The 14,252-nt window shown below is 33.0% G+C and carries 11 protein-coding genes; all 11 read left to right on the top strand.

Features of this window, described 5'->3' with window-relative positions; all coding sequences use genetic code 11:
- The first annotated feature begins 446 nt into the window (after positions 1–446).
- Positions 447–743, top strand: a complete 297-nt coding sequence (locus D1606_RS16570; protein ID WP_119417128.1) for a WXG100 family type VII secretion target — start codon at positions 447–449, stop codon at positions 741–743.
- Between the two features lie 148 nt (positions 744–891).
- Positions 892–4,266: a type VII secretion protein EsaA gene (gene esaA, locus D1606_RS16565; RefSeq protein WP_119417127.1), complete on the top strand. Its 3,375-nt coding sequence runs from the start codon at positions 892–894 to the stop codon at positions 4,264–4,266.
- Positions 4,256–4,729: a type VII secretion protein EssA gene (gene essA / locus D1606_RS16560; protein ID WP_119417126.1), complete on the top strand. Its 474-nt coding sequence runs from the start codon at positions 4,256–4,258 to the stop codon at positions 4,727–4,729. The genes esaA and essA overlap by 11 nt, the downstream gene beginning before the upstream one ends.
- Positions 4,722–4,973, top strand: coding sequence for an EsaB/YukD family protein (locus D1606_RS16555; RefSeq protein ID WP_119417125.1), 252 nt, complete (start codon positions 4,722–4,724; stop codon positions 4,971–4,973). Before essA ends, D1606_RS16555 begins: the two co-directional genes overlap by 8 nt.
- A gap of 14 nt (positions 4,974–4,987) precedes the next feature.
- A complete protein-coding gene (gene essB / locus D1606_RS16550) occupies positions 4,988–6,259 on the top strand; it encodes a type VII secretion protein EssB (protein WP_119417124.1) in 1,272 nt (423 codons plus the stop codon).
- Positions 6,260–6,271: 12 nt separating this feature from the next.
- The gene (essC, locus tag D1606_RS16545) at positions 6,272–10,735 is read left to right on the top strand and encodes a type VII secretion protein EssC (protein ID WP_119417123.1); all 4,464 of its coding nucleotides are present in this window, start codon (positions 6,272–6,274) and stop codon (positions 10,733–10,735) included.
- Entirely contained in the window at positions 10,736–11,137 is a 402-nt protein-coding gene (locus tag D1606_RS16540) for a hypothetical protein (RefSeq protein ID WP_119417122.1), read from the top strand.
- A gap of 1 nt (position 11,138) precedes the next feature.
- Complete coding sequence (locus D1606_RS16535; protein WP_158582413.1) at positions 11,139–11,444, top strand: WXG100 family type VII secretion target; 306 nt, start codon at positions 11,139–11,141, stop codon at positions 11,442–11,444.
- Positions 11,441–12,109 carry a DUF5081 family protein gene (locus D1606_RS16530; RefSeq protein WP_119417120.1) on the top strand — a complete coding sequence of 223 codons (669 nt, stop codon included), beginning with the start codon at positions 11,441–11,443 and terminating at the stop codon, positions 12,107–12,109. Before D1606_RS16535 ends, D1606_RS16530 begins: the two co-directional genes overlap by 4 nt.
- A complete protein-coding gene (locus tag D1606_RS16525) occupies positions 12,106–12,417 on the top strand; it encodes a hypothetical protein (protein WP_119417119.1) in 312 nt (103 codons plus the stop codon). The genes D1606_RS16530 and D1606_RS16525 overlap by 4 nt, the downstream gene beginning before the upstream one ends.
- A complete protein-coding gene (locus D1606_RS16520; RefSeq protein WP_119417118.1) occupies positions 12,414–14,252 on the top strand; it encodes a polymorphic toxin type 15 domain-containing protein in 1,839 nt (612 codons plus the stop codon). Before D1606_RS16525 ends, D1606_RS16520 begins: the two co-directional genes overlap by 4 nt.

Here is a 14,252-nt window from a genome sequence, read left to right as displayed (position 1 = left end):
ATTAAAAATTATATTTATAATAATAAATTACTATAATTTAGGTATTTTAAATGTGATTTGTAAAAAATAGTCTAATAGTAGGTAAAAACTTCAAGGAAAATAATTAAAATGGTCCTGTTGAATTTTGTGAAAAAAGACAAAGGAAAATATAATCCTTTAAAACATGACTTTTGAAATGCTATTTTTGTAAGAAAATTTCTTTAATAAATCTCCCTGTTTCCAAAAAAGGTACTTTTGGGCAATTATTAGAATCATTATAATTTTTATGTGTATATGCTTAATATAACTAGATTTTTACAAATAACAGAAATTATCTCATATTCGAGATTATTATTATACCAAAATATCAAGAATTGACCTTTATAGTTCATTTCACATAAACTTTGTTCGTAAGAAAGTTCCAATGTATTAAAAATAACTTTTAAAATGTAGAGGAGATGGTAATCATGGCAGGACAAATTCGTATGACACCAGAACAACTTAGAAATGATGCGAAAAGATATGGTACAAGTAGTGCGCAAATTGAAGCAATATTAACAGATTTATCTAATTTACAAGATAAATTTCGATCAGAATGGGAAGGTAAAGCATTTGAACAATTTGATGTTCAATTTGAACAATTAAGACCAAAAGTACAACAATTTTCAAAATTATTAGAAGAAATCCAGGGACAACTTCAAACTACTGCAAATGCTGTTGAACAACATGATCTTGAGCTTTCTAGAAACTTTGGGTTACAATAAGTCATTTAGTTTATTCAACGAAGGTTCACAGTCAACACCTTGAAACTCTAGAAACTAGTAAACCTTCTAATATACTTAGAGTAACTTTAGGACCGTTGAATTTACGACGGTCCTATTTTTATAAAAGAAGAACAAATGAGGTGTAGAAATGACTAAAAAAAATAAGTTACCACTTTTTATAGCTCTGGTATTACTTCTTGCAGCAACTATTTCATACATATCTTTTAACTCTGCAACAAAGGAAAAAACAGAAAAAGCAGACTTCAAGATGGATGTTGCTGTCGTTAATCTTGATGAGTCAGTGAACTACAATGGAAAAGAATATAACTTTGGAGACGAATTTAAAAAAAGTTTAGAAAATAATGATAATCATCGATTTCATATAGTAGATGCTGCTGAAGCAGATAGTGGAATTGCCGATAAACGGTATAATATGGCCATTACGATTCCAAATGATTTTACCAAAAAGGCACTTTCAATAGATGATGTATCACCTGAACCTATTAATCTTTTTTATAAATTAAATGAATCAGATAATGAAATAACAAAAGCTCAAGCTCAGAAAATTTCAGGAGACTTATTAAACACTTTCAATCAAAAAGTCATTGATGTTTTCTTTGCAAGTGTTATTGGAAATTTACAATCTGCACAGAAGAACCTAAGTAATATTGTAAAAAAGCAAGATCAATTAGCTGCAAACTATGCATCCAACATCTATGAACCTTTGTATGACTATTCAAGTAATCTAAAAAAAGTAAATGACAGTACTAGTTATACCAAAGATACTTTCAGTGGACTTAACAAAGATTTGAACAATTTCTCAAAGGATGCTCAAAGCAGTTTAGAAGGTGCAACTTCAGTCGATCATACAATGAAAATGATGCAAGAATATCTTTCAGCAGGAAATGACAGTTTTAATAATCTTTTAAGTATTATTGATGAAAATAGTACAGCAGTTGATGCGAATAATGCGGAAGAAACTATACAAATGATAAAAGACCAACAACTTCTATTAAGTAAAAAGCTTGATGAAGACACTACACTTCTAACAACAGAAATTCAAACAAATTTAACAACAACAAACGAGAGCATTTCTCAATATACTACATCATTAAATAATCAAATAAATAATACTATTTCAACAGAAGTCTCTGAATTAGTTACAGATTCTTTAAATGATTCTTTGTCTAATTCAAAGAACAAAGCCAAAATTAATACATTATTACTAGTTCCAAAAAGTAATATTGAAAAGAATATATTACAAACAATCGACCAATTACCATCTTTAGATGAACAACAACTTAGTAATGTAGAAGTATCTCAAACTACAAGGGAGCAATTATCAAAAATTATTTCCGCAGCAAAAAAATATGCGAACGAGATGAATCACCCGGTTTCAACTAGTGGACAATTTTCAATTCAATATTACATTCAGCAGATGAAACAACAACTTATGTATGAAGGTACGATTTTAACAGATGAAGTCAAAATATCAGCTCAAGAAGCAGGAGATAGAACATTTTCCATAAATGCTCCAACTGGTTTTGTGACGAAGAATATTGTATTGACATTACCGAACGGAACGGATTTTACTGTACAACCTGGAACAATCGAATTACCAGCTTTGCCGAAAGGAAAAATTAGGGTGTCCGCAACATTTTCTTTAGTTGATCCAAGTACAGACATTTTGGCACCTGTAAAATGGAGTTGGACATTAGGTAGGCATTACGAAGAAACAGCCCTTTCTAATAATTTGATTACCAAGGTTTCTATCCCAACAAATTCAGTTATTTTAAATGATGAACAGCAAAATTTAGAGACTAAGGAAACCACTGAAGAAAACCAAGCTCAACAAGACGGAAATGAAGTAGATAAAAAAGAAGAAATAGTAAACAACAAAGAAAACTCGATCGAAGAGGAGACTCAAACAACAGAAAATTCAAAACAAAATATTACAAAATCTCCAGGAAAAGATGCTAAAGCAAAAATAAAAACAAAAGAAATTGAAAAGTCATCGGATTCTTCACAAAAAGAAATTACTGTAACAAATGATACTATTCATCATGAAATTGAAACAACACTTGCAACAAAAGATGACATTCCAAATCAAGTTGCTGTTTCTATTTGGAACTATCAACGTTTACAGGCTTTATTTAATTTGTATTTTAATATTGATGTGACAAATCCAGATCAATTTGCTCAGCTTAGCAATAGTACTTTTGAAAAAATAGGAAGTAAGCAACCAGATTCTCTTTATTATGCACTTTCTAATAAAGGTATGAAGGAATTTATCATTTCAATCATTAAACAAACTTTGGTTGATGATATAACGTCTAAGCTTGCAAAAGATATGGGCAATATTAATGATCAGGTAAATAAATACAATGAAGAGTTAAATGAAATAATAGATAGATTTCCAACATTACTGCAACAAATTGATGAAGCAATAATTTCTGCACAACAACAAAATGATGAACTTGATCTACTTTTACCTGCAGCTGAACAGTGGAGAGAAGCAAGTAATAATCTTGTACTGTCGGGTACAGAAATGAGTGACATTAACAATTTATCAGGGCAAGTTAGTATTGATTTGCAGGATGGCATCGGGGATTTATTGGCAGCAAGTAGTTCTGTTGCTGATCGAGCTGAAATAGCTAATTCACAAGCAGATTCTGTTTATGATTCATTCGACAATATATATCAAACTGCAGAACAAGTGAAAAATGGTAGTTCCATGATTACAACTAAAGCAGATAAGTTAGCTGATGATTTAATCAAGAAAGTTTCAAATGATAACGATTATGCGATGAATTTCAGAAATGTATTAGCAAACAGTAAAATAGGAAATAAGCAAAATGAAGCATTATATGACTTCTTATCAAATCCAATCAGTATGGAAAAATCCTCCGTAGAAAATGTTCGTGATACGCGTACTACTTTTTATCTAATCGTTATAGCATCATTCCTTGCTTTATTTACAGCATATGTAATGTCAAGTTTTAAACAATTCACATTCAAAAAGACTGATTTTGAGAATAGCGAAGAGCAAGGCTTGGTTCGAAGTAATTTACCTATTCTTCTCTTTACAACAGCAGTTGCAATAATTGAAGGATTAATAGTAGGTACATTATCTTTAACAGTTAATAAATTTATATCTGTTTCACCCGTAATTTGGATAGTCATTATAACTTTGTTAATGACGCTATTAGTCCTTTTTACAACTTACTTACTTCGTCAATTGAAAATGATAGGTATGTTCTTGATTTTACTGATTATCAGTATGTATATCTTCTTTACAGAAGCACTAGGATTTGACTTTGAACGTTCTCATATTATTCAAGAATTTTCTAGGTGGTCACCATTACATTATTTAGAAGTTAGCATTTCCAATGTTTTAAATAACGCTAACGGTAGCTTTATAACAATTGCTTTCATGTCAATTGCGACTATATTAGTCTTTACTTTGAATTTATTTGTCATAAGATTTTCACAAAAGAAAGAAGAGGCTGTTTATGAAGCATAAATGGTTGTGTGTCTCTATTTTAACAGGGTCGATAATTCTATCAAATACAACTGTTCTAGCTGAAGAAGATAATGGACAACTCAATATTGATATCAATCGTATTAATGAAGATAAAACAAAAGTTGATACAACTGATAACAATGTAGTAGAAACAGAGGATTTATTTACTGATGAAAGTGATCAATTAGAAATGTATATTAAACAAACCGAAAAGAAAGAAGAGAACAGTACATTAAACTCACTCTTTCAAAAAGACTTCATGAATCAAGAAATTGAATTATCAACAACTCAATTATTTCAAGAAAAAATAAGTGTAAGTAATATCCAGTTGGAAGAAGAAAAGAAGGAGAGTCAGATGAATCGCTGGCTCTTTTTCACAATTCTTTTCATCATTATTACGGGGTTATGCTTTGGCATATTCTTTTTACAGAAAAAGCTAAATGTAGGTGAATCAAATGAATAATCATGTACGAGTTACAATCGATTTTTCTAAAAGAGGAGGACGGACTTACGATATAGCCATCTCAAAGAAAATGACAGTTAAACAGTTATTAATCGCTTTAGAAAACAATTTACATGAAGAGATAGATATGAATAGTATCATAAAAATTCCTTTAAAAAGGATAACACTTCAACCTGAAGATCAATTATTAGATTGTTTCATTTCGAATGGAGAGTTACTAATCATTGATGGAGAACAAGATTAAAAGGGGAATTTGCAATGGAAAAAAAACTCAAACTAGAAGACATCGAATTCGAAGTAAGAAAGCAAGATGAGTTGCTAGTATTATCTATACCACGAGCCGAGACTTCTTTAAGAACAGAACAAGAACTGACGCTATTAAATCAGGACACAAGCTATTTCTTACATTCAGATGTAAAAATAGATGGTGAAAATATAGAATTTCAATATTCTTTAGCCGGCTTTAAATCATTTAGTTCGATTAATCAGTTAGAGCGGGCGGAGCAACTTAGACTACTACATAATGTTGGACGATTCTTTAAACTAATCGATGGACGTTCTACCATTGTATTACATCCTGATAATTTAGTGTTCGATATTAATCTCATGCCGTTTATGGTTTATCGCGGTATAAAAAATGTTCTTCCACCACTAAAAAATGCTCAAGATGATTTCTTAAAAGCATATAAATGTTTAGTAATTTCAACATTTTCAAATGAGTTTCAATTTATAGACTTAATGAATGGTTCATTAGCACGTGCTAACACAACTGCATTTGAATTAGCTGTTCAAAATACTGAAAATATAGAACAACTTGAAGTATTATTGATGGAATATTACCAAAAAGAGCATCAGAAGTCTGTGAAAAAGTTTCAAAAGGTTGCGAAGAATCAATTTAAAGGATTTAAGATTGCGACTCTATCATTGTCTATTGTTTGTATTATTCTTTTATCTTTGGTCCTATATGCGTTCAGTTCTAAGATTCCAATTGAAGAATTATATAACGAGGCCAATGCTTCGTATATTAATGAAAATTATTTAGATGTCAAAGAATTATTAAAAGATCAAGATCTTGATCAACTACCTAAAAGTATTAAAAAAATATATGCAATTTCAAGTGTAAAAACAACTGGGTTATTTGATACGCAAAAAACAAATGCTATAAACTCTATCTCTACAATATCAGATGATCGAATATTAAATTATTGGATTAAAATTGCACGTAACGACTTTAGTGGGAGTTTAAAACTTGCACAAAGTTTAGATGTAAATGATTTGAAAAAATATAGTTTGAGTCTTTACCAAAACCAATTAAAGAAAAATACAACAATGGAACAAGAAAAAAAGAATGCTAAATTAGAAGAAATTGAGAACGAATTAAAAGAAATTGAAGATGAAGAAAGAGCTGCAAAAGAAGCAGCAGAATCAGAAGCTCAAAAATTATTAGAAGAAAAGCAAAAACAACAGCAATTAGCAGAACAACAAAAAGCAGATGCTGAGAAAAAACAAGATAATAAGAATGAAGAATAGGGGAGCGATGAGATGCAGTATATCTTAACAGTAGTTGAAGAAAATCATTTTCATCGCTACGAATTTAATCCAAATCAGCAAGAAAAAATTACGATCAGTTCGGACATAAAAGCTACGATTACTATCCCATTTATGGAGAATAATCTAATTTGTGTGTGGGATGGTAAACAATTAATGGTTAATAATGACCAGTTAAATATTAACCAAAAAAAAGCATTTGCCAATGTAACATTAACGTTTTTAGAAGTTGAGAATACGTGTTATGACCTTTTAGGTGTTACACATTGGACTCTTGGGAATGAAGTGGAAGATACCATTATTGTAAAAGGAAATACTCCCGTAAAAATCATTATCAATAAAGTAAACCAACATGAATATTCTTATTTTACTGTTGAAGGTCATCTATTTGTTAATAACAAATCAATGCTACAAGGAAGCTTCCAAGATGGAGATTTGCTTTCTATCCAAAATATCATACTTTCTATCAATAATGATCTATTGACAGTTGCAAGTCCAGTCGATGGTTGTCATGTACAATTACAAGAAATACCATTCAAAACATTGGAATTTAAAAATACGTATCATCGTTCACCAAGGGTTCGATACCATCAACCAGATGAGGATAAATTGATTGCTACACCACCTTCAAGGCCTACCAAGCCTAGTGAACAATTAGGTCGAATTATTGTTCCACCATTAGTGATGTTGGCTGCAATGTTATTGGTCTCTATTTTTAGGCCAACTGGAATCTACATTATAGTGATGCTATCAATGACAGTCGTAACAGTTATCTATGCAATCACGGCATACATTCGAAATGTAAAAAAGTACAAAAAAGATATGGAAAATCGTGATGTTAAATATAATGCGTATCTATTGGAAAAATCAAAAGAATTATATGAAGTACAAGAAGAACAATTTAAAGCACTTGGATATCATTATCCAAAGATACTTAACCTTGTAGAATTGTTGCGGAAGCATTCTGCAAGAATGTATGAAAAAACGCCTTTTCATAATGATTTCTTATTTTATCGCTTAGGTAAAGGAACAATTGATGCAAGTTATCCTATCAAATTAAATGTAGAGGAATTCACATTAGAAGAGGATCCCTTAATGGAGAAAGCAATACAGATAGAACAGCAGTATAACCATATACAGGATGCTCCAATTATTGTAGATTTGATGAATGGAGCAGTGGGTTATATAGGAAAACGTCCACTTGTTTTGCAACAACTAAAACAAATGATTGCACAATTAGCTTTTTTCCATAGTTACCATGAAGTTCAATTTGTGATGGTTTTTAAGGAGCAAGAAAAATCCTTATGGGAATGGATGCGTTGGCTACCACATGCCAGTCTACAATCTATCAATGTTCGCTCATTTGTCTACCACGAACGTTCAAAAGAACAAGTTATGAATTCACTTTATCAAATGCTTAAAGAAAGAAAACTACAAATAGAAAAGAAAAATGCAAGAGAATTGAATGTATTTATACCGCAAATTGTTCTTGTAATTACAGATGAAACGATTATTTTAGATCATACCATAATGGAACTGCTACAAGAAGATTGCAGAAATTTAGGAGTATCTGTGATTTATGTACAAGATGTTTTGGAATCCTTACCTGAGCACATTTCAACTGTTATTCGGATAAAAGATTCAACAACAGGGGAACTCTTTATCCAAAATGGCGAATTGAAAAAGCAATTATTTGAGTTGGAATCAGTTGTTTCTGATGATTTACTCGAAGAACTAGCTAGAAGATTAGCTGCCTATGAGCATTTGCAAAATCTCGAAAACCGTATACCTGAAAGTATTACGTATATGGAAATGTATGGCGTTTCAACGGTGCAAGAATTGAAAATAGCATCGAGATGGCAAAATCATAAACCATATAAAAGTCTTGCTGTACCACTCGGTTTGAGAGGAAAAGAAGATATCGTCTATTTAAACTTGCATGAAAAAGCACATGGACCTCATGGTTTAGTTGCCGGCACAACAGGATCAGGAAAATCAGAAATCATTCAATCGTATATTCTATCATTAGCTACAAACTTCCATCCATATGATATTGGCTTCCTTTTAATCGACTACAAGGGTGGAGGAATGGCAAATCTATTCAAAGATTTACCTCATTTACTGGGGGCCATTACAAATTTAGATGGAGCACAATCTTTGCGTGCATTAGCTTCTATAAAAGCAGAACTTAGAAGAAGACAACAAATATTTGGAGAAAATGACATAAATCATATTCATCAATATCAAAAGCTTTACGAAGACCATAAAGTGCAAGAACCTATGCCAGAACTTTTTATTATTTCTGATGAGTTTGCTGAGTTAAAAGCAGAACAACCAGATTTTATGAAAGAGCTTGTGTCAACAGCACGAATTGGTCGATCTCTTGGTATACATTTAATCCTTGCAACGCAAAAACCTAGTGGAGTCGTAGATGATCAAATCTGGTCAAACTCAAAATTTAAGTTGGCATTAAAAGTGCAAAATGAAAGTGATTCGAATGAAGTTCTAAAAACAAAAGACGCCGCAGATATTACACAACCCGGTCGAGCTTATCTACAAGTAGGTAACAATGAAGTGTACGAACTTTTCCAAAGTGCTTGGAGTGGAGCAATCTATAAAGGAAATCAAACAGTTGAGGATGTTGAAGACTTTACCATTTACACCATTAATGAGTTGGGCCAATTTGAAGTTTTAACCGAAGACTTAAGTGGCCTTTCCCAAAAAGTCATCGCAAAACAACAAGTAACAGAACTTGAAGCGGTTATAGAGGAAATTCATGAAACAGCAGTATCTCAAAAAATCAAGTCAATCCCAAGACCTTGGTTGCCACCATTGAAAGAACGAATAAATCGATTCGAACTAAAACCGCAACCTAGAAAAAACAATCATTTAATAGCTCAAATTGGTATGTTAGATTTACCACATGAGCAATTGCAAACACCGTACACCATTGATTTTATAAAGGATGGACATTTAGCAATTTTTGCAAGCCCTGGTTATGGGAAAAGTACGATGCTCCAAACGATTGCTATGCAAATTGCAGATTATTATACACCGGAAGAAGTACATTTTTATTTACTTGATTTTGGTACAAACGGTTTACTACCATTACGCAAACTTCCGCATGTAGCGGATATGATTCGTTTAGATGAGGAACAAAAACTTCAAAAATGGATGAAACGTATAAATGGACTGATAAAAACTCGTAAAAAGTTATTGAGTCAATATGGTGTCGCTTCAGCTGCTATGTATAAAGAACTAACACATAAACCATTACCTGATATCGTCATTTTCATAGATGTAATGGATGCGGCAAATGAATCCTCATTAAAAGATGGATTTGATGAATTAATGACGAAAATTGCACGGGATGGTGTAGGACTAGGTATTTTCCTTGTTATGACAGCAAGTAGACAACTAGCCATTCGAACACCAATTCTTATTAACATTAAAACACAAATTGTGTTATACATGATTGATCAATCAGAAAGCAGAAGCATCATGGGAAAATCAGATGTAACAATTGAAGAAAATCCAGGTCGCGCCTTGATCAAGTTAGATGAAGTAGTTCTAATGCAAGTAGCAATGCCGGCAGAAGGGGAAGATGATTTACAATTATCTGAAAATCTGCGCAACAATATTGAAGAAATTAGCCGCAACTGGAATGGTACAAAACCTGCTTCTATTCCAATGGTACCAGAACGTGTGACAGAAGAATTTTTCTTAGAATTATCGTCAGTTAAAAAGGCATACGCTGAAGATAAAATGCCATTTGCTGTTGATATGGAAAATGTAGAAGCAGTATCTCTAGATTTTAGTATCCAACAACATCTAATAGTCATAGCTGATACAGAAAGAAGATTTATGCAGGGATATGAAGCTATTTTAAATTCTATGGAAAGGTCAACGTTCAATCCACAGCTACTTATCGTCGATCAAGTAACTGCTTTGTATAGCTCACTTCAAACATATAAAGCACAATATATTCAACAAATTGAAGATACAACAGCTTTAATCGAACAGGTGTTAGAAGCAATGCAAGCTCGACAAGAATCTTTTGTTGAACAAAAGGAAGATGGTATTTCTTCATTACGTGAATTTACAAAGCAATTGAGTCCAATTGTTGTGTTATTTACTGACATGGAAGCTATTAATAGTCAGTTGTCTTCTACCTCACAAACGCAGCTAGCTAAAGTAATTTCAGATGGAGCACCATATGGTATCCATTTCATCTTTGGTATGAAGAGCCAAATGTCACGAAGTTATGATGAAGTTTCAACAGCATTGAAAAAATTGAATACAGCTATTTCAATGGTACGTTTAAATGATCAAAGTGTGATAGAAGTTCAAAGACCATATCGTGAAAAAGAATTAAATGCATATGAGGCTTATATGATTCAAGGTAATCATACGGAAAAAGTGAAAATCTTATCAGTGTTGCAAGTGGAGGTGATCTAAATGGCTTGGGAAGATTTGAACATCTTCAATTGGGGGTTAAGTAATTATGAAATTAAGGCCAAAAACTATCGTCAGCTATCTCGAGCATTGTCAAACGACAAAGAAAGCTTGCAGGATAGGATCGATGACATTGAAAAATCAACGAATGCTTATAAGCAAGAACATCCTAATTTGAGTGATGTTGGATTTCCAGCTGAATTATATAAAACAAAACAAACGCTTGTTGATCAAAAAATGGAACAATTAATGGACGATTTAAAGAATGAAAAAATTAGTTACACAACTGCCATTACTATTGCCAACGAACGGGCTGGATATTATCAACGTCTAGCAGATGAGGAAAGACGTAGAGAAGCAGAGGCAAGAGCCAGAGAACGAGAAAAAGCTGCAAAGGGGAAATGATATGTCTCAAAATGTTGAAATCACCGGAAGTAGTTTAAATAAAGCAATCGAGCAAGCCAAAATTATAAATCGTTCTTTATTGGATGCACATGCAAGTGCAGAAGGATTTAAAAGTACATTAAGTAATTCACAATGGTCGGGTAAAGCAAAAGATGAATTTCAGGCATTTTTAGACATTCTTATTCAATACCATTTTGATCTGTGTGACGCTGCAGATAAAAACTTAAAAGCATTAGAAAATCTAAAGAAGCATATGGATCAACTTATGAATGAACACATAGTCAATGAGGTGGAGGGAATCGGATGACAGCATTATATACAGCTGAAGAATTACTATTATTAGCTTCAGCATTTAAATGTCAAATGTTATTTGGACTCCCCGATCGACAATTGCTTGTGATGAGACATCCACAAGGCTTTGACGAGGCGAAGCAAAGTCTTATTGATAAGGAAATTATGACTGTTGACGGAAACTTAACAACTAACGGAGGCATGGTCATTCAACTTCTAGAGCAATATGCTATAAGCAATCGTTATATCCGATTAGATAATCTCATGACAGGCTTTGGAACAAACAATCATCTGATCACTATTAAATGGCGTGAAGATGGAAAATTTCAATTATATGTGCATCAAGATATAGCCTTTTTAAAAAGAATTATGGAAGGATATCCACTTTTTAACCGAGAACCATTACCGGAAGATACAACCTATTTGAAAAAAATCATTAGGCAAAATGACGTCGAAGAATATTTTGAACAAGAAAAATCAACTGTACAACTAGAATGTTTTAAGATTGACTATGAGAAAAAAACAACATCTATAGAACAATGGATTTTCTTTGAAAATAACGGAAAACTTCAAGGAATCGATGTCAACCAAGAAAACACCTATCAACTAAGTCAATATTTCCTTGTAAAGAAAATTTATGATTTCTATCGTTTTCCTTATAAGGAGGCGGATTTACGATGACTCAAGAAATAAAAATGAATGTAGAAGAGATGATTTCATTTATCCAATACATTCAAAAAATTATAACTGAGCTTGAAGATAAGATGAAACCAGCGATTGAAGCCTTAAATGATATTAACTTTTATCAACAAGGAAAAGCGAAAAAAATAATGGGGACATATGACGAAGCCAATAGTCGAATGCTTGAGTTAAACAATTTATATAGTCGTGCTTTTTCAATAGTCAACGATATTATGAACAGTATGATTGAAGAAGATCAGGCATTAGCAACGGAGATAGCTAAAGGATTGGGGCTGATGGATGAGTGAAGCTTCTGTATGAAGATGAAAAATGGAAGAAAATCGCCTCTGCATTAGAAAATGTCAATGAAGCCCATAAGTATGACAATAAATATGAAGATGCAGATGAATTATTCGAAGATTCAAAAGGCGAAATTGCTGAAAAAGATGTTGATGGTGCCATCTCTTTTAATCCTAAAACCTATCAACCAGAAGCAAAACCGATTCGTCAAAACTATAAAAAACTCTATAATTATGCCAAAGGAATTGGTAAAATTATAGACGAAAAGGTAGATACACCCTTTTATGAGGCAATCGATGAATACATTCAAAAGATGACTGATTTAAATGTCACTGCGTATCAAACAGCCAATACGATTAACGTCCAGGAAGGTTCCTTATTCTCAGGTGCAAAAGATAAAATTACGCTAAATGATCTATACGATACGGATACAATCTACTCAGCCAAACTCAAAACAGAGTTCGAAACTTGGAAAATCCAAAATCCAAGTGAAACAGCATCAGAAGAAGATTATCGTACAGCCGCACTAAACAGCGGCGCATTCGAATACGAAGGAATCCGAGCGGGACAAGAGAAAAAAGAATTTTGGTTTAACCTGATTGCAACAGGTGTGGTAGTCGGTTTGGCTATAGTTTGTCCACCCGCAGGCTTAGCCGCAGGGGTTATTTATACGACCATCGACGCGGTAGGAGCAGTCAAAGGAGAAGACCTCATTTCAGGCAGAAAACTGTCCGATGAAGAAAGAATGATGCGCGGTGCATTTGCGATAGTACCTGGTGCCGGTGGACTAGCGGCAAAGTCATTACTAAAGCACATGCCAGCCCTAGGAACGGTAATGAAAACAGTCTCTAAAACAATGGATGATGCCGTCAAACCAATTAAAACCACAGTGGATAACCTGACTATAACGGGAAAGCAAGCCGTAAAAACAACGGTGGCAAAAACACAACAACAGGCATTGAAAGCTACGGATAGTGTAAAATCGGTCAAACAATCAATGGAAACGTCGTTTAACAAAACATTAGAACACGCCAAACAACTTGGAAAAGCTCATATAGACCAACTGAAATTTGCCCTGACTCATCCTATTATTGCCACAGTGACATCAAAAGAAGGACAAAAGAGCATTCGAGGAACTGCTAAATTTATTGATAACGTATTCCGTCCAGTTGAAGTAAGAACCGTACAAACCACAACAGGTAACAAGGTATTTGCAGGTTTTGAACGAGGCGAATCGTCTGGTAAACTAACAGAGAAAGCTGAAAATTATATAGCCATAAAACAGGCGGAGAAGGATGCTATAAAGGAATCTAAGGGTACGGGTAATACAAAAAAGCATTTAGATGATGTACCTAGAATAAAAGAAATTGAAGTGAATTTTAATAGAAATGTAAAACATGATTCAGAAGAGTTTGCTAGACAATTAAAAGACCAAGAAAAAGGAATGAATGAGTTAACGGTTGATGAGTATCTAAAAAATAGAGAAAGATATATTGCTGAGGGCCGAGCGTTAGAAGGTAATGTTGCTCAACAAACCGCTCGAGAAGAAGCATTTTCTGATAAGCTTGCAGAACTTATGGCTAACGGAAAATCGTTTGATGAAGCAGAAAAAGAAGCTAAAGAATGGCTGAATACCCAAGCAGCACTTCATAATCCAGATCAAATTGCAGGTGGAAAACCAGATAAAATTGGTGGAATGGGGCATAAGGGCATTAATTCTTCAATTGGTTCCCAATGGAGATATAGAATTGATGTTGTTGATGAACAAATAAGAGAAATGGCAAGAAGTATGACACCTGGGCAATTAAAAAACACTTATTTGAATGTAAAACTGACACACTAA

Origin of the sequence: Rummeliibacillus sp. POC4 (genome assembly GCF_003576525.1) — a bacterium.
Classification (GTDB): Bacteria; Bacillota; Bacilli; order Bacillales_A; family Planococcaceae; genus Rummeliibacillus.
This window is presented reverse-complemented; position numbering and strand designations above follow the sequence as displayed.